At 59.8% G+C, this 20,485-nt stretch carries 22 protein-coding genes; 3 read left to right on the top strand and 19 right to left on the bottom strand.

The genetic code is table 11. From position 1 onward, the window contains the following. The first annotated feature begins 109 nt into the window (after positions 1-109). Together QZY07_RS21405 and QZY07_RS21400 are read left to right on the top strand one after the other, a co-directional pair. Positions 110-535: a hypothetical protein gene (locus QZY07_RS21405; protein WP_295407153.1), complete on the top strand. Its 426-nt coding sequence runs from the start codon at positions 110-112 to the stop codon at positions 533-535. Between the two features lie 105 nt (positions 536-640). Then, on the top strand, positions 641-1,447 hold the full coding sequence (locus QZY07_RS21400; RefSeq protein WP_295407150.1) for a DUF2726 domain-containing protein: 807 nt from the start codon (positions 641-643) through the stop codon (positions 1,445-1,447). On the opposite strand, the gene QZY07_RS21395 is transcribed toward QZY07_RS21400, so the two are convergent. From QZY07_RS21395 to QZY07_RS21310, 19 genes are all read right to left on the bottom strand, one after another. Continuing rightward, positions 1,444-4,713 (bottom strand): EAL domain-containing protein, encoded by a 3,270-nt coding sequence (locus QZY07_RS21395; protein ID WP_295407148.1) that lies wholly within the window; start codon positions 4,711-4,713, stop codon positions 1,444-1,446. The genes QZY07_RS21400 and QZY07_RS21395 overlap by 4 nt on opposite strands. Before the next feature lie 4 nt (positions 4,714-4,717). Continuing rightward, positions 4,718-5,149, bottom strand: a complete 432-nt coding sequence (locus QZY07_RS21390) for a response regulator (RefSeq protein ID WP_295407145.1) — start codon at positions 5,147-5,149, stop codon at positions 4,718-4,720. Beyond that, a complete protein-coding gene (locus tag QZY07_RS21385; protein WP_295407142.1) occupies positions 5,146-7,083 on the bottom strand; it encodes an ATP-binding protein in 1,938 nt (645 codons plus the stop codon). The genes QZY07_RS21390 and QZY07_RS21385 overlap by 4 nt, the downstream gene beginning before the upstream one ends. A gap of 242 nt (positions 7,084-7,325) precedes the next feature. After that, positions 7,326-8,390 carry a class II fructose-bisphosphate aldolase gene (gene fba, locus QZY07_RS21380; RefSeq protein ID WP_295407139.1) on the bottom strand — a complete coding sequence of 355 codons (1,065 nt, stop codon included), beginning with the start codon at positions 8,388-8,390 and terminating at the stop codon, positions 7,326-7,328. A 76-nt stretch (positions 8,391-8,466) separates the two neighbouring features. Beyond that, positions 8,467-8,766 carry a DUF2442 domain-containing protein gene (locus QZY07_RS21375; protein ID WP_295407136.1) on the bottom strand — a complete coding sequence of 100 codons (300 nt, stop codon included), beginning with the start codon at positions 8,764-8,766 and terminating at the stop codon, positions 8,467-8,469. A 65-nt stretch (positions 8,767-8,831) separates the two neighbouring features. Continuing rightward, the gene (locus QZY07_RS21370) at positions 8,832-9,305 is read right to left on the bottom strand and encodes a hypothetical protein (RefSeq protein WP_295407134.1); all 474 of its coding nucleotides are present in this window, start codon (positions 9,303-9,305) and stop codon (positions 8,832-8,834) included. 69 nt (positions 9,306-9,374) lie between these two features. Further along, positions 9,375-10,817 (bottom strand): pyruvate kinase, encoded by a 1,443-nt coding sequence (gene pyk, locus QZY07_RS21365; protein WP_295407132.1) that lies wholly within the window; start codon positions 10,815-10,817, stop codon positions 9,375-9,377. 70 nt (positions 10,818-10,887) lie between these two features. After that, positions 10,888-12,069 (bottom strand): phosphoglycerate kinase, encoded by a 1,182-nt coding sequence (locus QZY07_RS21360; protein WP_295407129.1) that lies wholly within the window; start codon positions 12,067-12,069, stop codon positions 10,888-10,890. A gap of 94 nt (positions 12,070-12,163) precedes the next feature. Continuing rightward, entirely contained in the window at positions 12,164-12,361 is a 198-nt protein-coding gene (locus tag QZY07_RS27570) for a type II toxin-antitoxin system HicA family toxin (protein ID WP_363184638.1), read from the bottom strand. Between the two features lie 5 nt (positions 12,362-12,366). After that, on the bottom strand, positions 12,367-12,570 hold the full coding sequence (locus QZY07_RS21355; RefSeq protein WP_295407126.1) for a type II toxin-antitoxin system HicB family antitoxin: 204 nt from the start codon (positions 12,568-12,570) through the stop codon (positions 12,367-12,369). Between the two features lie 56 nt (positions 12,571-12,626). After that, positions 12,627-13,106 carry a Uma2 family endonuclease gene (locus QZY07_RS21350; RefSeq protein ID WP_295407123.1) on the bottom strand — a complete coding sequence of 160 codons (480 nt, stop codon included), beginning with the start codon at positions 13,104-13,106 and terminating at the stop codon, positions 12,627-12,629. A 108-nt stretch (positions 13,107-13,214) separates the two neighbouring features. Beyond that, positions 13,215-14,345 (bottom strand): hypothetical protein, encoded by a 1,131-nt coding sequence (locus QZY07_RS21345; RefSeq protein ID WP_295407120.1) that lies wholly within the window; start codon positions 14,343-14,345, stop codon positions 13,215-13,217. A gap of 635 nt (positions 14,346-14,980) precedes the next feature. Beyond that, positions 14,981-15,226 (bottom strand): DUF2442 domain-containing protein, encoded by a 246-nt coding sequence (locus QZY07_RS21340; protein ID WP_295407117.1) that lies wholly within the window; start codon positions 15,224-15,226, stop codon positions 14,981-14,983. Beyond that, positions 15,204-15,521 (bottom strand): DUF4160 domain-containing protein, encoded by a 318-nt coding sequence (locus QZY07_RS21335; protein WP_295407114.1) that lies wholly within the window; start codon positions 15,519-15,521, stop codon positions 15,204-15,206. The genes QZY07_RS21340 and QZY07_RS21335 overlap by 23 nt, the downstream gene beginning before the upstream one ends. A 25-nt stretch (positions 15,522-15,546) precedes the next feature. Further along, the gene (locus QZY07_RS21330; RefSeq protein WP_295407111.1) at positions 15,547-15,774 is read right to left on the bottom strand and encodes a DUF2283 domain-containing protein; all 228 of its coding nucleotides are present in this window, start codon (positions 15,772-15,774) and stop codon (positions 15,547-15,549) included. Then, on the bottom strand, positions 15,771-15,917 hold the full coding sequence (locus QZY07_RS21325; RefSeq protein WP_295407109.1) for a hypothetical protein: 147 nt from the start codon (positions 15,915-15,917) through the stop codon (positions 15,771-15,773). Before QZY07_RS21325 ends, QZY07_RS21330 begins: the two co-directional genes overlap by 4 nt. 220 nt (positions 15,918-16,137) lie before the next feature. Further along, positions 16,138-17,139 (bottom strand): type I glyceraldehyde-3-phosphate dehydrogenase, encoded by a 1,002-nt coding sequence (gap, locus tag QZY07_RS21320; RefSeq protein WP_295407176.1) that lies wholly within the window; start codon positions 17,137-17,139, stop codon positions 16,138-16,140. 131 nt (positions 17,140-17,270) lie between these two features. Then, positions 17,271-19,277, bottom strand: coding sequence for a transketolase (gene tkt / locus QZY07_RS21315; protein WP_295407107.1), 2,007 nt, complete (start codon positions 19,275-19,277; stop codon positions 17,271-17,273). 356 nt (positions 19,278-19,633) lie between these two features. Then, entirely contained in the window at positions 19,634-20,191 is a 558-nt protein-coding gene (locus QZY07_RS21310) for a thioredoxin family protein (RefSeq protein WP_295407105.1), read from the bottom strand. Between the two features lie 190 nt (positions 20,192-20,381). On the opposite strand from QZY07_RS21310, the gene QZY07_RS21305 reads away from it, so the two are divergent. Next, positions 20,382-20,485, top strand: a 104-nt coding sequence (locus QZY07_RS21305) for an S-adenosylmethionine synthetase N-terminal domain-containing protein (RefSeq protein WP_295407173.1), incomplete at its 3' end; no start/stop codon positions are given.

Here is a 20,485-nt window from a genome sequence, read left to right as displayed (position 1 = left end):
CCAAGCATCATGTCGCATCCGGCGGTGCCCGGAAAGTTGCGACGTTCGGTCGTTGGGCCATTCGACACCGCCTTATTTTGACGACATCTTGAGAGGTTTTCATCCCGCTATGGATCGCCTGACGCGTAACGCCATCATCGTCTCCGCCATTTTGCTCGCCCTGCTGGTGTTTTCGCTGGCCTGGAACCGCCTCGGAATGACCCCGCGCATCTGGCAGCTCAACCAACTTCTGGAACAGGATCCCGTGCTGGCGAGCTATCCGTACGATTTTCGCGCCGTCCTCTTCCTCAACGGGGTCGTGACCCTGACCAGTCCACATGCCTCGGTCGCGCCCGTCGAGCCCTTCCTGAAGGCCATCGATGCCGACCTGGCGGACAAATCGTCAGAGGATCCCGCCATGCTCGCCGCCGGCGAGCGTTTCTGGCGGCAGGAGCTGCGCGCGATCGAGCTGATGATCTCTCAGCCCGATGTCGACTCGGTCGTCTGGTCCCTGGATCGGGCCTGGTATCACAGGCATGGTATCCGCTTGGAATAACCATCAGTCACACGGAACCGCGGCCAGTCTGGAGCCGCTGCAACCGCGCCGTTCACGCTCGACGCCGTTGCCATCCGGCCACTGGCGCTGCCAAGGTACAAGACAATGGAACATCTTTATTTTTTACTGGGGCTGGGCGCCCTCGTGCTCCTTACCTTCATCCTGAGTGTGCGGCGCAGTCTGAAAAGCCGTTTCCGCCTGCCCTACGTCGCGGACGCGACCCTGTTGACGGCCTCGCAGAGGGCCTTCAAGGCCGTGCTGGAGCGTGCCGTCGGCAAGGAGTATCGAGTGTATGGCAGGGTCCGGGTAGCCGATGTGATCGGGCTGCGCCCGCGACTCTCCCGGCGCGAACGTGAGCGGGCGCTGGATCGCCTGGAAGGGCGCTGCTTCGACTTCCTGGTCTGCGCCCCGGACACCACGGCCATTGCCTGCGCCGTCAATCTGGTGCCGCGATCGCGGCTGCGCCAACAACTCCCCCGGGATCGTCTCGATCGGATCTGCGCCGCCGCCGGTCTGCCGTTCGTGCGCGTTCGCGAGAGCGATGCCTATTCCGTGGCGGACATCGAAGAGCGGATCTTCGCGGCCATGCAGGCGCGCTGGGGCGTGGCCGGGGATGCGGAGATTCCGCTGGAGGATGCCGCGGCCGTGCTCCACGGCCTGTCCGCGGTCATGCTCGATCAGGACGAGGATCCTGCGGGTCGTGCAACGGTTCGGCGAACCAAATCGCCCAGCCAGCCGCTGCGGCCAGTGCCGGTGCCAGTGCGTCCGGCGCACCGCGATCCGTTCCAGTCGCGGGTCGAATCGCGCCGTGAGCCATTGATTCGCGCGCGCGACGACATCGACGAAGGTCCGACGTTTCGGATTGGCGACGTTCTGGACGACGACCGGGCGGCGCGGACCCGGTCGCTTTAACGCAAAAAGGTCCGGACGAATTCGTCCGCGGACACCGGTCGGCCGAGCAGATAACCCTGGCAGGCGTAGCAGCCCTGGCGCGTCAAAAAATCAAGCTGCTCAGGCGTTTCCACGCCCTCGGCGATCACCTTCAGGTGCAGATTGCGGGCCATCGCAATGATGGTCGCGGCGATCTCCATGTCGTTCTGGTCGACAGGGATGTCGCGGACAAAGCTCCGGTCGATCTTGAGTTCGTCGATCGGAAAGCGCTTGAGATAGGCCAGCGAGGAGTAGCCGGTGCCGAAGTCGTCGATGGACAGCCGCGGACCCTGTGCCTTGATGGCATGCAGCAGTTCCTCCGCCTGCTCGCCCTGGCCCATGATCATGCTCTCGGTCAGTTCCAGCTTGAGTCGCTCGGGCGGCAGCCCGGTCTGCTCCAGGATGTCGGCCACGAGCCGTGCCAGACCTGGCTGCTGCAGCTGTCGGCCGGACAGGTTGACCGCGATCGTCAGCTCCGGCAGGCCGGCATCCAGCCAGGCTCTGCCCTGCGCGCAGGCGGTGCGCAGCACCCACTCGCCCAGGGGCACAATCAGACCGGTCTCTTCCGCCAGCGGGATGAAACGGGCGGGCGAGATCATCCCTTCCTCGGGCGAAAGCCAGCGTACCAGCGCCTCGCAGCCGATCAATGCGCCGCTCTGGGTATCGATCTGGGGTTGGTAGTGCAGCACGAATTCATCGTTGTCGAGCGCCCGATGCAGTCGGGCCTCCAGGGCCAGGCGTTCGTTGGCCGTCGCGGTGAGGCTGGGGGTGTAGAAACGATAGGTGTTGCGCCCCTCTTCCTTGGCCTGATACAGGGCGACATCGGCATGTTTGATCAGCTCGGTGACGGAATGACCGTCGTCCGGGTAGAGGCTGATGCCGATACTGGCGCCGATATAGATTTCGGGTCTGGGTTCGCCTTGCCCGAGGAGGAAGGGCCGTTCCAGTAATTGAAGCAGTCCCTGGGCGACCACCGCCGCGTCTTCCGGGCGCTCCAGGTTCTCCAGCAGGATCAGAAATTCGTCCCCGCCCAGACGACCCAGGGTATCGTCTTCCCGCAACCGCTCGCTCAGACGTTGCGCCAGTGACTCCAGCAGCGTGTCGCCGACCGGATGGCCGAGGCTGTCGTTGACCGTCTTGAAGCGGTCCAGATCGAGAAAGAGCAGGGCCACCCGCCGCCGCTGCCGCTCGGCTTGTTCCATCGCATGCTGCAAGCGGGATTGGATCAGACGCCGATTGGGCAGATTGGTCAGCGGGTCATAGTGGACCAGGTGTTCCAGCCGTGCCTCGGACTCTTTGAGCTGGCTAATATCGGTCATGACACCCACGTAATGGCTGGGCTGGCCCTGACTGTCGTCAACCGTGCTGATGCTCAGGAGCTGGGGGTAGAGTTCGCCGTTCTTGCGCCGGTTCCAGATCTCGCCCTGCCAGTGCCCGGTTGTCGCGATGCTGGTCCACAGGGCTTGATAGTATGAGCGATCATGCCGTCCGGACTTCAACAGGTTCGGGTTGAGCCCCCGGACATCCTCCTCGGTGTAGCCGGTGATGTCGGTATAGGCGCGATTGACGGTGAGGATACGTGCCTGGAGGTCGGTGATGATCACCCCCTCGCGCGTGCTCTCGAAGACGGTGGCCGCCTGGCGCAACGTCGTATCGGCACGCACTCGTGCCACCGCCAAGCCGGCGATACAGGCAAATTCGCCAATCAGGTTAAGTTCGCCCGCTTTCGGCGCGCGCGGTTCGCGATAGGCGACGGTGAAGCGGCCCAGGATCTGGCCGGCGCCGTCCTTGAGGGGGATGGACCAGCCGGCGCGCGATTTGAGCGGTTCCAGCGGCGGGGTGTCGGACAGTGTCTGAAAGTCGCTAGAGGGCAATGGCTCACCGGCGGCCGCGTGCGTGACCGTGCCGGCGCGTGGAATGCGTTCGTCCCTCAACTCGATCGCGACCCGCAGGTCCGGGTAAATCTCTTCCAGACGCCTGGCGATGGTGTCGAGGATGTCGGGAAGCGAGCGGTTGTCCAGCAGACCATCGAGCACTTCCAGGCGGGTCTCCTGCATCTGTTCGGCCAGTTTGGCCTCGGTGATATCGTGCCAGGCGCCGGTGGCCGCGCGCACCGAATCGTCCACGTCGTTCGCCAGACAGATCTCGTCACGGATCCAGCGGACCTGACCACTGCCGTCGAGGAAACGGTAGTCGTGCGCTATCCGTCGACTGCCGGACAGGTTCGCCAATTGCGCCAGCGTCGCTTCCCGATCCTCGGGGTGCACATGAGCTGGCCACCAGTCCGGCTGCAGTGCCTCTTCCAGTGAGTAGCCCAGCAATCGGGCGAGATTGTCGCTGATCCAGGTCAGTGGCGAGCCTGGCACGTCGAGACGTCGGGTATAGAGGATCACGGGGCTGCTGGTGAGCGCGAGATCAAGCCGCTCGGCGGTCTCGCGCAGCGTCGCGCGCTCGCGCGCGAGTTCCGCCTGACCCAGCACTTTCTCCAGGGTGGCCGGGAGCTTGTGCAGATAGCCCTGGTGTTTGGAGATGTAATCGTTCACCCCGAGATGGATGGCTCGTGCCGCCACCGCCTCGTTGCCCTGGCCGGAAACCATCACGATCGGAATCTCCAGACCGCGCTCGGCGCGCAGGATCTTGATCGCGTCCAGCGCATCCAGTCCGGGCAGGCGGTAATCCAGCAGCACCACATCGAAGTCCGACGGGGTCCGTGCGGCGGATGGCAGGCACGCCAGGGCCTGTTCGACATCCGCCACCACGGTCAGCCGGATATGTGGGGCATGCCGGGCCAGATGGCGCCGGGTCAGGTCGATATCGGCGGCGTTGTGTTCGGCATAGAGTACCCGTATGTGGTTCGCGTGGCGGGCGTTGGCCTCGTGAAAGCGTTTCCAGGCATCGCGCAGGGTCGCGGGGAGGCGCTCCAGGGTGTCGCTGCCCTTGGTCAGATAGTCGTCCGCACCGGCCTGGAGCGCGGCGATCGCCGCCTCCTGATCGCCCGATCCGGTCAGCATGACGACGGCCAGCGGCAGCCCTTGCTCGCGGATCCAGGCCAGCAGTTCCAGGCCGGAGCCATCCGGGAGTTTCAGATCCACCAGGGCGAGGTCGTAGCGATCGGGGATTTGCAGTCGCTCCCGCGCCTCCGCCTGGGTCGCGGCCTGCTCAAGCTCGATGTCCGGTGTCTGACGGGTCAGCATCCGCCGGGTCAGATCAGCGTCGGTCGGGTTATCTTCGATATGCAGGACACGCATTCGCTTACCTCGGCGGATGATTGACCAGGCACCAGTACAACTCGATCTGGGCCGCGACCTCCATGAATTTCTCGAAATTGACCGGCTTGACGATGTAGGAATTGGCGTGCAGGCGATAGGCGGTCTCGATATCCCGATCCTCGCTGGAAGACGTCAGCACCACCACCGGCAGCGCCTGACTCACCGGGTGCTCGCGGAGTTGGCGCAGCACCTCCAGTCCATCCACGCGCGGGAGCTTCAGATCGAGCAGGACCACCAGCGGCAGCGGCTCGCCCGCCTCCCAGCACGGAAGCCAGTCCAGCACCTCCTGGCCATCGCGCGCCACCTCGATGGGATTGGCCAGCTTACGGCGGGCAAAGGCGCGTCGGGTCAGGTCCAGATCCATCGGATTGTCCTCCACCAGCAGGATGGGGCGGTTGACTTGGTCATCGATCATCGCGGCAACTCCAGAAAAAAGGTGGCGCCCTGTCCGGGCGCGCTCTCGGCCCAGAGGCGTCCGCCCATGCGTTGCACGGCCTTGCGCACGATGGCCAGGCCGACACCGGTCCCCGCATAGTCCTCGGCGCGTTGCAGACGCTGGAAAATCTCGAAGATGCGGTCGTGGAATTGCAAGTCGAACCCGATCCCGTTGTCCTTGATCGCGAGGATCGTCGAATGTTCAGTGGCCCGGGCGGTGATCTCGATCAACGGCGGTTGCGCGTCACGGCTGAACTTGATGGCGTTGTCCAGCAGGTTGCGCAGCGCCAGTGCCAGACCGTCCGGATCGGCGCGCACGGTCGAGACGTCGTCCAAGTCTACCGCGATGCTTCCGCCGCGCGTCTGGAGATCCTCCTGGCGTTCCGCCACCAACCGGCTCGCCAGACTGGCCAGATCCAGTGGAATCTCCTGCATCCTGCGCCGCTCCATGCGCGAATAGGCCAGCAGATCCTCGATCAGCTCGTTCATCTGGTCGACGCCGTGACGGATATGACCGAGAAACAGCCGCCCTTCCTCGTTCAGTTGTTGACCATGATCTTCCAGCAGCAGCCGGCTGTAACCGTCGATGCCCCGCAACGGCGCCTTGAGGTCGTGCGAGACCGAATAGGTGAAGGTCTCCAGTTCTTTGTTAATGGCGGCCAGTTCGGCGGTGCGGGCTCGCACGCGATCTTCCAGGTCGGCATTCAGTTGGCGGATCTCGTCCTCGGCCCGCTTGCGTTCGCTGATGTCGTGAGCGATTCCAAGCACCCCGACGATCTCCCCCCGCGCATCGCGGACAGGCGTCTTGAGGGTCTCGAAGAGCCCGCGATAGCCGTCGCTGGCAAAAGTCAGCCATTCCTCGTTCGCGCGTGGTCGGCCAGCGGCGATGGCAACGCAATCCTTCGCCAGAAAAAAATCGGCCTGTTCGGCGGGGACGAAATCATGGTCGCCTTTACCCAGGATCTCGGACTCCCGAGCGCCGAAGCATTGCTCGAAACGCGGATTGCAGGCGAGGAAAAACCCGTCCGCATCCTTCAGCCAGACCAGATCCGGGAGGGTGTCGAGCAGGGTCCGCAAGCGGACTTCACTGCGGGCCAATGCCTGCCTGCCGCGCGCCAGCAGATAGGCGATGGCGCCCGCGCCGAATGCGCTCAGCAGCCCCAGCAGACGAATCAGCCAGAGCAGTCGGGTCGGCTGGCCCCAGCCCAGTTTGGGGGTGGCCACCAACTGCCAGGTGCCGCCGGGCAGAATGATGTCCGTCATGACTGGACTTCGCGCATAGACGCCGGGATCGCCGAAGAACACCTCGCCCCTGGCGCCCTTCCCATCGGTGCCGCGCAACGCCAGACGCAGCGTGGAAATCGCCTCCATGATCCCGGTTTGCCGGTACAGCAGATCGACATCGAAGATGCTCGACACCAGGCCCCAGAAGCGCGGTCGTCCGCCGGCGTCCGTGGGCGGAATGAAGACCGGCTCGCGGGCCACGATGCCCATGCCGCCCTGTAACAGTGGCAGGGGGCCTGCCAGCACGGGTTGGCCGGTCTCCACCACGCGCAGGGCGGCGGGAGCCTGGGTTGGGTGAGTCCGGTAATTCAGCCCCATGGCGCCCTCGTTGCCGGCCAGCGGGTACATGAGCGAAATGACCATGTCTGGCGCGCCGGCGATGTTGCGCAGTGCATGGCGTTTGTCCACCAGTCCCCGCGCAATGCGGGCGAATTCGTTCTGGTCGATGTCCGGATTGGCCGAGATCACGGCGGTCAGTCCATGCACCATGAGCAGATTGGCATTGACCATACCTTCGATGCGTGCGCGCAGGGTCGAAAGGGTTGTCAGGACGCTGAGGCGTTCCTGTTCCCGTGCGCGGCTTTGCGCAAAGTGTTCGATGACCTGCTCGGTCACCAGGATCGGCAGCATGGCCAGAAGGGCGAAGGTCCAGGGTCGGTTGGAGAATGCGGATTTGATCGGTCGGTCCTGTCTCTAAGGCGCGTTCAGAGCGGTCAGCGTCGTTGCGAACGACCCCTTGACCCCGCGGGGATGGGCGAGACGCGGATTCATCCAGGACATTTCGATGTCCGGTCGTCCAATGCTCCGCCGAATATAACAAAAAGGGGCGCCTGAGCGCCCCCTTACTTACCCTTCGATCAGGCTGACCGGCCTTAGTTGACCTTGGGGTTCAATTCGCCCTTGGCATACCGGTTGGTCATGACTTCCAACGACAGCGCGCTGATCTTGCTGGCGTTGCCGGCGGTGCCGAAGGCTTCGTAACGCGCCTTGCAGATGCCCTTCATGGCCTTGGTGGCGGCGGTGAAGTATTTGCGCGGATCGAATTCCTTGGGGTTTTCGGCCAGGAATTTGCGGATGGCTCCGGTGGAGGACATGCGCAAATCAGTGTCGATGTTGACCTTGCGCACGCCGTGCTTGATGCCCTCGACGATTTCCTCGACCGGCACGCCGTAGGTCTCGCCCATGTCGCCGCCGAACTGATTGATGATGGCGAGCCAATCCTGGGGTACCGAGGAAGAGCCGTGCATCACCAGATGGGTGTTGGGGATGCGGGCATGGATCTCCTTGATGCGACCGATCGCCAGAATATCGCCGGTGGGCGGACGGGTGAACTTGTAGGCGCCGTGCGAGGTGCCGATGGCGATGGCCAGGGCATCGACGCCGGTCTTCTTGACGAAATCGGCGGCTTCTTCCGGATCGGTCAGGAGCTGGCTGTGATCCAGCGTGCCCTCGGCGCCGATGCCGTCTTCCTCACCGGCCTGTCCGGTCTCCAGCGAGCCAAGGCAGCCCAACTCGCCCTCGACCGAGACGCCGCAGGCGTGCGCGATGGCGACCACCGAGCGGGTCACGTCGACGTTGTACTCGTAGGAGGCCGGGGTCTTGCCGTCTTCCTGGAGCGAGCCGTCCATCATGACCGACGAGAAGCCAAGCTGAATCGAGCGCTGGCACACCGGCATGGATGTGCCGTGATCCTGGTGCATGCAGACCGGGATGTGCGGCCATTCCTCGATCGCGGCCAGGATGAGATGACGCAGGAAGGGCGCGCCGGCGTACTTGCGCGCGCCGGCGGAGGCCTGGACGATGACCGGGGAATCGGTCTCGTCGGCGGCTTCCATGATGGCGCGCATCTGCTCCAGGTTGTTGACGTTATAAGCCGGGACGCCATACCCGTGCTCGGCGGCGTGGTCCAGCATTTGACGCAGTGAAATCAGGGCCATTCGGTCTTCCTCGTGGTTGTCGGTTGTCGGTTGTCAGGTTTCAGTTGTCGGTTTAAGTCATCGTGACCGATATTCGTCAGTGTCGACTGTCTATCTCGTAGCCCCAACGCTGAAATTGTTGTTGCAGCTCGGGGTTGTGCTTGAAGGCTTGAAAATACAGGAATTCAGGAGCGAAATCCGCACCGTTTGGCCAGACAATCGTTTCAAGTTCCTCGTCTACTCTCAGCTGCGAAAACATTGATCGATCCCGAAGAGGCTCAAAAACAGGACCGTGCAGGACAGAAGCTAAATCGACGACGCCTTCTCGACCATCATTGAAGCAAACTGCGATTTTAAACTCATTGAGATATTGTGCCGCCAAGACATGAAGAAACATGTTTACTCCAGCCAATACATGGCGATCAGGATTCCCAAAAATCGGCTAATCATCGGCATCCGGATTCACGACTTCAAAGGCGTTTGCAGCAGTTGCACATCCTTGATCCAGACGGTGCCGGCGCCTTCCAGGGTCAGGTCGAGTTGAATCAGGTCGGGTTTCTGATCTCGTTTAAGAGAGAAGGGAATTTCATACTCGGCCCAGGCGTTCGTGCCCTGCGCCGCCTGCTGAAATCCCTTCGAGAAAAACTCTCCCCGCCCCGGCAGTCGGCACCACATCTCCAGGTACGCCCGGCGTTCGACGCCTTCCGTCCGCAGCCGCGCGCGGTAGGTTAGCATGCAGCGCTCCACGCCGGGCTCCCGGACCTCGAAGAGGCGGAAGGTGCGCGGCTCAGTGTCGCCCACGATCCGCCAGGCATCGCCATCCAGCGCGATCGAATCCCCGGCGATGGTGGGATCGGCGAGATCGAACGACCTCAGCGTTTGGGGCGGTCCCGCGGGTTGGGGTGCCCGAAACCAGGATTTGAGCCATCCAAACATCAGCAGGTCACTCCCGCATGCCGTGCATGCGTCTGGGTTGACGCGCGACTGGCGCGACGGCGCGAGGCATCAGTCTTCGTTCAGCAACCGATGCTCCCCAACCCGCATGATTTTCATGATATTGGTCTGACCTTCAACCCCCGAGCGGTCGCCCTTGGTGATGATCACCAGATCGCCGTCACGCACCGTGCCCCGGCGCAGCAGTTCCTCGATTACCTCGCAGTTGACCTCGTGGATGTCGGTCGTGGCGACATCGAAGCTGACCGGATAGACGCCGCGAAAGAGTCTCACCTTCCGCTGGGTCGGCGCAAATCGGGTCATAGCGTAGATGGGGATGCCGGAGCTGATGCGCGACATCCATTTCACCGTCGAACCGGTCTCGGTCAACGCCGCGATCGCCTTCACGCCCAGATGGTTGGCGGTGTACATGGCGGCCATGGCGATACCCTCGTCCACCCGACCGAAGACGGTATCGATGCGATGTCCCGAGCGGGTCACGCTCTTCTCCGCCTCCAGACAGATGCGATCCAGCGCCTCGACCACCTTGGCGGGATACTTGCCGATCGAGCTTTCCGCCGACAGCATCACCGCGTCGGTGCCGTCCAGCACGGCATTGGCCACGTCGAAGACCTCGGCCCTGGTCGGGATCGGGTTTTCGATCATCGACTGCATCATCTGGGTCGCGGTGATCACCACGCTGTTGAGATCGCGGGCACGGCTGATCAGACGTTTCTGGACCGCTGGTAGTTCCGCATCGCCAATTTCCACGCCCAGATCGCCGCGCGCCACCATGATGGCGTCGGAGGCATGGATGATGTCGTCGATGCCATTCAGCGACTCGGCGCGCTCGATCTTGGCGATGATCCCGCCGCGCCCCCCGGCCTCCTGGAACAGTGCGCGGGCGAGCCGCACATCGTCGCCGTTGCGCACGAAGGAGACCGCCAGATAATCGGCGTCGATCTCGGCGGCGAACCGGATGTCTTCCTTGTCCTTGTCGGTCAGGGCCGGCGCGGAGAGCCCGCCGCCCTTCTTGTTGATGCCCTTGTTGTTGGAGAGCGGCCCGCCCACGACCACCTTGCAATCGATGCGTCCATTGGCGACCGACTCCACCCAGAGTTCGATGGCGCCATCGTCGAGCAGCAGGGTATCGCCGTGGCGCACATCGTCGGCCAGTTCGACATAGGTGGTACCGACCCGCGTGCTATCGCCCGCCTCGATGCCGCAGGCGGTATCGATCGCGAAGGCATCGCCACGGGCGAGTTGAACCTTGCCCTCGGTAAATTTACCGATGCGGATCTTCGGACCCTGAAGATCCATCAGCACCGTGATCGCATGACCGGCCGCCAGCGCGCGCTCGCGGATGCGCTCGGCGCGTTCGCGGTGTCGCACGTGGCTGTCATGCGACAGGTTGAGACGGACCACATCGACGCCCGCAGCGATGATGTCATCCATGACCGACGGATCGTCGGTTGCCGGCCCCAGGGTAGCGACAATCTTGGTACGTCTTGGCATGTCTGGACTCCCGTCGGTTGGGTTCGCTGGCGTTCGCGGCGTCAGCGCCAGTGAACCCAGCGCCGCTAAATCAATCCTTCGCCCGTGATTCGAGCATGGCGACCGCGGGCAGGGTCTTGCCTTCCAGATATTCGAGGAAGGCACCGCCGGCGGTCGAGATGTAGGACACCTTGTCATAGATGTCGTACTTCTGGATGGCCGCAATGGTATCGCCGCCGCCGGCCAGACTGAAGCCTTCCGCGTTCGCGATGGCCATGGAAATCGCCTTGGTGCCCGCGCCGAACTGATCGAACTCGAACACGCCGACCGGCCCGTTCCAAACGATGGTGCCGGCCTTGGCGATGATGTCGGCCAGTTCCTGCGCGGAGTTGGGGCCGATGTCGAAGATCATGTCATCCTCGGCCACGTCAGCGGCATTCTTGGCGACCGCCGGCTCGTTCTCGTCGAACTTCTTGCCGCAGACCACGTCGGTGGCGATCGGGATGGTGGCGCCGCGCGCGGTCATCTTCGCCATCAACGCCTGGGCGGTCGGGATCAGATCATGCTCGCACAGCGACTTGCCGACCGGGAACCCGGCGGCGGCCAGGAAGGTATTGGCGATACCGCCACCGACCACCATCTGATCGACCTTTTCGGACAGGGCTTCGAGCACGGTCAGCTTGGTCGACACCTTGGAGCCGCCGACGATGGCGACCATCGGGCGGGCAGGATTCGCCAGCGCCTTTTGCAGCGCGTCCAGTTCCTCGGCCAGCAGCAGACCGGCGCAAGCGGTCGGGGCGAACTTGCCCGCGCCGTGGGTCGAGGCTTGCGCGCGGTGCGCGGTCCCGAAGGCGTCCATCACGAAGACATCGCAGAGCGCAGCGTATTGCTTCGACAACGCCTCGTTGTCCTTGCCCTCGCCCTTGTTGAAGCGGACGTTATCGAGCAGCACCAGTTCGCCATTGGCGACTTCGGGCGGGGTATCGAGATAGTCCCGAATCAAGCGAATCTCGCGGCCCATCTTGGCGCCGAGCACATCCGCCACCGGCTTGAGCGAATCCTCTTCCGAGAACACGCCCTCCTCCGGGCGGCCCAGATGCGACATGACCATCACCTTGGCGCCAGCCTTGATGCAGTATTCAAAAGTCGGCATGGAGGCGGTGATGCGGGCATCGGAGGTGACCTTGCCGTTCTTGACCGGGACGTTGAGATCGGAACGGATCAGTACCCGCTTGCCGGCAAGGTCGAGGTCGGTGAGTTTGATGAATGACATGGTGGGGTGTCCTCTTGGAGTGATGTCTTGTTTTGATGAAAGCGATCCGCAAACCCAAGGGTTTTGCGAGTGGGTTCTAATAGCGCGGATTAGCTTATAGTTCGTCTTCCCGGATTCCAGCAATCTTCATGAAATGCCGGAGTAATCCGGCTTTCAAAGCCTCGTTTTTATGGATTGGCAAAGAGATACGCGACGGATTCCCCTGCTTCATATAGACATGATGGCTGCCGTTGATTCTCGCCAGCATCCAGCCCCTGTTTTCGAGTAGGCGCGCGAAGTGTTTCCCAGAAATGGATTTCAGACAGCTAGATCCAGAACCCTATCGTTTCCAGAAAGTTCGATTTGTTCTAAATCCACTGAAAGGCAGGCTTCTACCGCTTCATGAAGATTCTTCAAGAGTTCTTCCATTGTGTCCCCTTGTGTGGCACAGCCCTGGATTGCGGGCACTTCTGCCCAAAAGCCACCTTCTTCGGCAGGATGAACGATGACTTTGAGTTTCATGCTGATGCGCTTCTCAGTTCTTGAGTTGAAACATTTACCCAGGGTTGATAAATCGGTTATTCGTCGAGACTGATCCGTCCTGGAAATCGAGGCGCAATCGCTGATCGCTCCAGCCTGCCTTGAGCAGCATAAAAATGAATGACGCCATCCAAGCATAACCAGACTTCCTGGGCGCCGCTCTCAAAATACAGCATCCGTTTTTCTTCCATCTCGTCATCCGTGCTGCTGTTGGAAAGAACCTCGATACAGATTTCGGGCGCAATCGAGCATTCGGTTTCGTGCTTGATTGTCTTAACCCTTTCCATGGTCGCCCATGCGACACCCGCTACCCGCGTGCCTTTGCGCGTTTTGATGGCGCATTCAGGCAAGGTCTTTCCATCCTGTAACAGCGAGCGTAACCGATACTCGATCTCTCCCTGGAAAAGCGAATGAATGACCTTGACCGCATTCATGACGATTTCGCCTTTTTCGTTCGTTTCGATCTTGAAGGGCAAATCTCGCAGGCTTGGGTGTTCGCAAACCTCTTGCCATTGCATCGGCTTGACTCCGGCGCGAGTTTTAAATGTTTTGAAAGTCTGCGTATTTATCTGCCATTTTCAGTTTGCAATGCTGGGGTTCGTTATCGTTCACCCAAGCCAACCGTGCTATAACATTACTGCCACTGTTGCAGAACTCAAGTTATCTAGGCTCTTTATACCGATAAAGGGCGTTGATGACATATAAGGCGTAAGAGTGAAGATTATTGGTTTGGCATTAGATAATGTAATATTTATTTGCCGCGCGAACCCGGATAAACCCATATCATTATCAAGCTTTATCTTAAATTCGTCGTTTACGAGTTTTCCCTGATAGGTCAGAATTTTATTGGCTGTTGTATTTGGTGGATTTGCAGGCTTGCCGATTCCAGTGCTCCGTGTGGCACTATCCGTTCGCCCCGACCGTCGGACTATGTAGACGGATAACTTCCCGGTTTGCATGCGTAGCCTTGACGAAATCGCAGTCACTGGCGGTCCTTCCGTAGTCATTTGCAGTGCTTGATTGCCATCAGTAGTAACTATTAATTTGTCTCCCGGCATCACTGGTTCAGAAAAAATTGCCGTAAAAGGCACAACGTTTCCGTTCTCAGCGACTGCCGGGGAAACTAAAGAAACCCCACCTGCATTGTCCGGTTTTCCCGAAAATTCGTCAGCGTTAATCGGTTTCTGATTACCTGAAGTTGCAGCATGTTTTTTCGTATTTGTAACTGCCTTATCCTTTCCTTCATTATGGGATGTGGAGTCAAAAGTTGCTGCGATGGAACTTAGGTTAGCATTTATTTGCTGCGATGCTTGGGCTGTTACGTCTGTCGAGCGTTCAAAAGCACTGCCGGGATTTGTTATCATTTCTGCACGTCCATTTACTCGCACTTGGTTATTACCGATGCTTGCGATGTTGTATTTAATCCGAAAGGCCGGTGTTCTATCGTACTTTGAGCCATAAATAAACATAGCGCCAAATGAGGCGTCCCTAGTTTCGGCAACTACTAGATACTCAGTCGCACTTATAACGCTCATTCCGCTACTCATACTTCGTGAAACCAGTTGGTCTACAACGGATTTTTGGTTTGCATTATTAAATGTGAAGTCTGTAGTCGCTATCGTTGGAGCAGAGTTCGTAGGGGCTCCTGCAGAGCCCAACAACGAGATAAGTCCAGCGACAACGATTGCAACTAAGAGAAGATACCTTGTAGCAGCCACAGCGGCGTTTCTATTCGCATCCTGCCGGAGTTTTTTCATCGTAGCAATCCTCGTGCATGGTAATAAGCAGCAACACCTCCAAGAAATGCTGAAAGCATATCGGAGCTATCAAATGTGCCGCGGGAAAAATATGGGCCGAGATTTTCGATCCACAGGTAGTGGCTAAAAAAGGACGGGAGGATGTGCGTAATTTCATCCCCAAACATTTGGCCAGCTTCAAATACTAGATTCAGCGCAGTCCAGAAAAAGCAAACCCGAAACAAAGTCTTTGCAGAAAATGCGGGAACCACAAGAATTGTTAATAAGGAAAATGCGAAGACGTGAATAAAAGCGGGAAGCGAATCAGTTAAAATATTTCCACTATAGTAAACGACACAGGATTGTTCAGAGAGCAATGTTAGCAAATATATATTGCACGCGGGACGGCATATGATATAAATCGCGACTCCTAACAGAAGAGTCACGGTTGCGGAGAACAGAACCCATGCGCCTCCGCAGCGAGTAGAATGGGTAGAGTGGCCATGGCACAATTCAACAGGCTGACTCTGATGTTCGGTGGCCGCGAAACCCATCATTCATGCGCCAATGAAAAAGATGGGTTTCGCTATCGCTCTACCCATCCTACGCGACAACGAAAACAGCAGTGATCGATGGCGGCGACGGGACATCATCCGCTAGGCCACTTTTCTGATCGAGTCAACAGCAAACATGCTTTCAATGCTTAAGTGATAGCCGATGTCCGGCCACTCAATGCCAGTGCCGCGACAAATGAACGTATAATGACTTAATTCTCGCATGGTTGCCGATTGAAGTTCGGGATACCATGCTATTGGTGTCGAAATAACTCTGCCATCGTCTAGCTCGACATGAAGGTAACGATCATCGAAGTGAACGGATTTACCTTTGACGGAACCAGTCATCCCACTTTTCCTCGAATAGTTCGTTATTTTGCTGGATAATCCGAAGCGCGGTTTTCAGGTCTTTCGGCTTCATGAAGTTGCTGGCAATACGAAAACTGGAAAGCTCGATTTTTGCGTAATCGTCCGCTTTCGACACATGGATATGTCTTGGTTCATGATCGTTGGCATAAAAGAAAAACTTGAATCCATCTTGCAACAATAAGGTTGGCATTTCGTTAGCGAGTAGATGGGCAGAGTGGCCATGGCACAATGCAACAAGCTGACTCTGATGTTCGGTGGCCGCGAAACCCATCATTCAACTATAAAAACGTCAGCATCAGTCAGGCAATTTTTCGTTTGAGAATACTTTGATCCAGTTCGATGGTATAAGACAGTATTGTGTCGATATTTAGTTTTTTAGACGCTTTTAAAATTTCAATGCCAGCGATTTTTCCATCAGCCGTCGTGTCGAGATTGACGCCTTCCGTGATTTCAATGACACCATCCGGTTCTTGGTCGCCAAGTCTTAAATACAAGGTGTCGACCTCTTCATCATAGTGTACGTTCATTGCACGGTTCCCTTTTTGAGCGGGTAATTCGTAATGACTGTCACGACATCGCCCTCCAAGGTAACAACGATTTTCAGAGGGTATTTCATGCCTGACACCTTGGCGACGATTTCCTGCTCGCCAGTGACGAGATTCGCCTCCAAGATCGTCTTCTCCACGATGGATAACGGTATTCCGTAGAGTTTGGCACGCCGAACCGCATGTCTCGAAAACTTGATCTTTATTGCCGATGAGTAGGATGGGTAGAGCGGCCATGGTACGACGCAGCAGATTGACACTGACGTTTGGTAGCCGCGAAACCCATCATCGCTCCGACCGTTGGCGGGGATGATGGGTTTCGCTTCGCTCTACCCATCCTACGACTTACTTCGCGACGTGCTCGACCATGCGCAGCATGTTGCAGGTGTAGCCGTATTCGTTGTCGTACCAGGCGACGACCTTGACGAAGGTCGGGTCGAGTGCGATGCCGGCCTCGGCGTCGAAGACGGAGGGGGTGGATTTGCCGCGGAAGTCGGTGGAGACGACTTTCTCGTCGGTGTAACCCAACACGCCCTTCAGATCGCCGGACTCGGAGGCGGCCTTCATGGCGGCGCAGATGTCGGCATAGCTGGCTTCCTTGTTCAGCTCGACGGTCAGGTCGACCACGGACACGTCGGAGGTCGGGACGCGGAAGGCCATGCCGGTGAGCTTGCCGTTCAGTTCGGGCATGACCTTGCCAGCAGCCTTGGCGGCGCCGGTGGAGGACGGGATGATGTTCTCCAGGATGCCGCGGCCGCCGCGCCAGTCCTTCATGGAGGGGCCGTCGACCGTCTTCTGGGTGGCGGTGGCGGCGTGCACCGTGGTCATGAGGCCGCGCTTGATGCCCCAGTTGTCATGCAGCACCTTGGCGACCGGCGCGAGACAGTTGGTGGTGCAGGAGGCCGCCGAGATGATGGCTTGGCCGGCATAGGTGTTGTGGTTGACGCCGTAGACGAACATCGGGGTGGCGTCCTTGGAGGGCGCGCTCTGCACGACCTTCTTGGCGCCGGCCTGGATGTGCTTCTGGCAGGAGGCATCGTCGAGGAAGAAGCCGGTGCACTCGATGACCAGCTCGGCGCCGATGTCGGCCCACTTGAGGTTGGCCGGATCGCGCTCGGCGGTCAGACGGATGGACTTGCCATTGACGATCATGGTGTGGCCGTCGACGGCGATGTCGCCATTGAAGTTCCCGTGAACCGAGTCGTACTTGAGCATGTAGGCAAGATAGTCAGGGTCGAGCAGGTCGTTGATGCCGACGACTTCGATATTGGGGAAGTCCTTGGCGATGGCACGGAAGGCCATGCGACCGATACGACCGAAACCATTGATGCCAACTTTGAGTGTCATGCGCGAAAGCTCCATTCAGTGAGTGATAAAAGTTTTTGAACCGCAAAGGCACGAAGGACACAAAAATAGAGTTCAATCAAGATGAAACACTTTGCGTTCTTTGCGCCTTCGCGGTTGGTTGATTGAAACGTTTAGAGGACACCCTTGACGGTGGCGACCAGATTGTCGACGGTGAAACCGAACTCCTTGAACAGCGGACCGGCGGGGGCGGATTCGCCGAAACGATCGACGCCAAGCACCGCGCCCTGGCTGCCGACATATTTCCACCAGCCATCGGTGACGGCGGCCTCGACGGCAACCCGCGCGGTGACGGCTTTCGGTAGCACGGATTCCTTGTAGGCCGCGTCCTGGGCGTCGAAGGCGTTGGTGCAGGGCATGGAAACCACGCGGATCTGCTTGTCGCTCATGGCCTCGGCGGCCTTGACCGCCAACTCGACCTCGGAACCGGTGGCGATGATGATCGCGTCCGGGGTGCCGGCGCAGTCGCGCAGCACATAACCGCCACGCGCGATGTCGGCGATCTGCGCATCGTTACGGATCATGTGCGCGAGGTTCTGACGCGAGAAGATCAGACAGCTCGGCCCGGTCTTGCGCTCGATGGCGAGCTTCCAGGAAACCGCCGACTCGACCGCATCGCAGGGACGCCAGACGCTCATGTTGGGGATCATGCGCAGGGTCGGGATCTGCTCGACCGGCTGATGGGTCGGCCCGTCCTCGCCCAGACCGATGGAGTCATGGGTGTAGACGAAGATCGTGGGGATCTTCATCAGGGCCGCCATGCGCAGCGCGTTCCGGGCGTATTCCGAGAACATCAGGAAGGTCGCGCCGTAAGGGATGAAGCCGCCATGCAGCACGATGCCGTTCATCATGGCCGACATGCCAAACTCGCGCACGCCGTAATAGACATAGTTGCCCGGCTCGTTGCCCTTGCCGATGCCCTTGCAGCCCTTCCAGAGGGTCAGATTCGAACCGGCCAGGTCGGCGGAGCCGCCAAGCAATTCAGGCAGCAGCGGGCCGAAGCCGTTGAGCGCGTTCTGCGAGGCCTTGCGCGAGGCGATGGTCTCGCCCTTGTCGATCACGGACTTCACGAAGGCGTCGGCCTGCGCGGACCAGTCGGCGGGCAGTTCGCCGGCCATGCGGCGCTTGAACTCGGCGGCCTCGGTCGGATACGCCTTGGCGTAGGCGGCGAACTTGGCGTTCCAAGCGGACTCGGCGGCGGCACCGCGCTCCTTGGCGTCCCAACCCTGATAGATGGTCTTCGGGATCACGAAGGGCGCGGGCGTCCAGCCCAGGTTTTCGCGGGTCAGCGCGATTTCGTCATCGCCCAAGGCCGCGCCGTGGCACTCTTCCTTGCCCTGCTTGTTCGGCGAGCCAAAACCGATGATGGTCTGGCAGCAGATCAGGCTGGGCTTGTCGGTGACCGCGCGCGCCTGCTCGATGGCTGTCTTGATGGCTTCCGGATTATGACCGTCGACCTTGGGGATGACGTTCCAGCCATACGCCTCGAAACGCTTGGGGGTGTTGTCGAGGAACCAGCCGGGCGTGTCGCCGTGGCCGCGAACCTCGCCATCAATGGAGATGTTGTTGTCGTCATAGATGGCGATCAGCTTGCCGAGACCCAGCGCGCCAGCCAGCGAGCAGGCTTCGTGCGAGATGCCTTCCATCAGACAGCCGTCGCCCAGGAACACATAGGTATTGTGATCGACGATCGCGTGACCGGGCTTGTTAAACTGGTTCGCCAGCGCATGTTCGGCCAGCGCCATGCCGACCGCGTTGGTGATGCCCTGACCGAGCGGACCGGTGGTGGTCTCGACACCGGGGGCGTAGCCGTATTCCGGATGACCGGGGGTCTTGGAATGGAGCTGACGGAACTGTTTGAGATCCTCGATGCTCAACTGATAGCCGGTCAGGTGCAGGAGGGCGTAAATCAGCATGGAGCCGTGCCCGTTGGAGAGCACGAAGCGGTCGCGGTCGGCCCAATCCGGATTGGACGGATTGTGGTTCATGAAATCGTTCCACAGCACCTCGGCGATATCTGCCATGCCCATGGGCGCGCCCGGATGGCCGGAATTGGCCTTTTGCACCGCGTCCATGGCAAGCGCCCGAATGGCGTTGGCGAGTTCTTTACGTGAGGACATGAGCCCCTCCTGGTAGTGATGAAAATGACCAAAAAGATGCGCTGGTCGCGACCGTCGGCAGTGCCATCGAAACGACAGCGGGCGTTGGGACGGATGGTGACGCGGCGTCGAAAAAACGGTCTGTCAGGCTCGCGGCTGCGTCGATCTCGGGTTTCGATCTGGCGCGGCGTTGTCCTCGCGAACGAGATTGTCTGGCCGTGACGCCTTCAAAAGGCGTTCATTCTGGACTAAAAGACAGCAACCCCGGAATCAAAACAAACTTATGCCGTCAAAAGTTATTTTATCAGTTCCTAATATTAAGAATTGGCGGCGGAAATAACCAGCCTTTTCCGCCGCCGTCCCGCCGACGCCGCCTGTCACTCCGCGCGCCACTTGATCGAACAGCCCATGCTCGGGATCTGCTCGGCCGGTCCGGCGCCGGTTTCGGCGATCTGTTTCATGGCCTCGAACAGATCGCGGCGCACCTCGGCAGGCGCGGCCTCCTTGCGGCTGGCGTCGAGTCGTCCCCGGTACTGAAGCCAGAGATTGGCGTCATAGCCGAAGAAATCCGGCGTGCAGACGGCCCCATAGGCACGTGCCACCGCCTGGCTTTCGTCCAATACATACGGGAAGGGAAAGGCGAATTCCGCCGCGACCCGTTGCATGTTCTCGAACGAGTCCTCGGGATAATCGTCGACATCGTTGGACATGATCGCCACGCAACCGATCCCGAGCGCGGCCAGTTCGCGGGCATCGCGGACGATGCGGTCGCGCACCGCCTGCACGTAAGGGCAGTGGTTGCAGATGAACATGACCAGCAGTCCGCGCTCGCCCTTGCAGTCGTCGCGGGTCCAGGTCTTGCCGTCGACGCCGGGGAGCGAAAAATCCGGCGCGGGGCTGCCGAAATCGCAGACAGGAGTTTCAAGTGACGCCATGGGAAACCTCCGAGTGAGCAGGTAGGAAAAGCCTCCGGCGCATGGTACCGGAATGGTCGCGATTTCCAAACCGGTCCAGCAGACGGCATCCCTCGCCCCGACCCGATTTTACGGCTTCCGACCGACCCGGTATGATGCGGAGTTTCATCAACTACGCCTTGTGGCGCCACGATCAGGCCACCGATATCTTATGAGCAAGGATTACATCTTCACGTCCGAGTCCGTTTCCGAAGGCCATCCCGACAAGATGGCGGACCAGATTTCCGACGCCGTCCTCGACGAGATTTATCGTCG

This window comes from uncultured Thiocystis sp. (assembly GCF_903866365.1).
GTDB lineage: Bacteria > Pseudomonadota > Gammaproteobacteria > Chromatiales > Chromatiaceae > Chromatium.
Note: the sequence above shows the minus strand (reverse complement) of the source record. Positions and strands in the feature narration are given on the sequence as shown.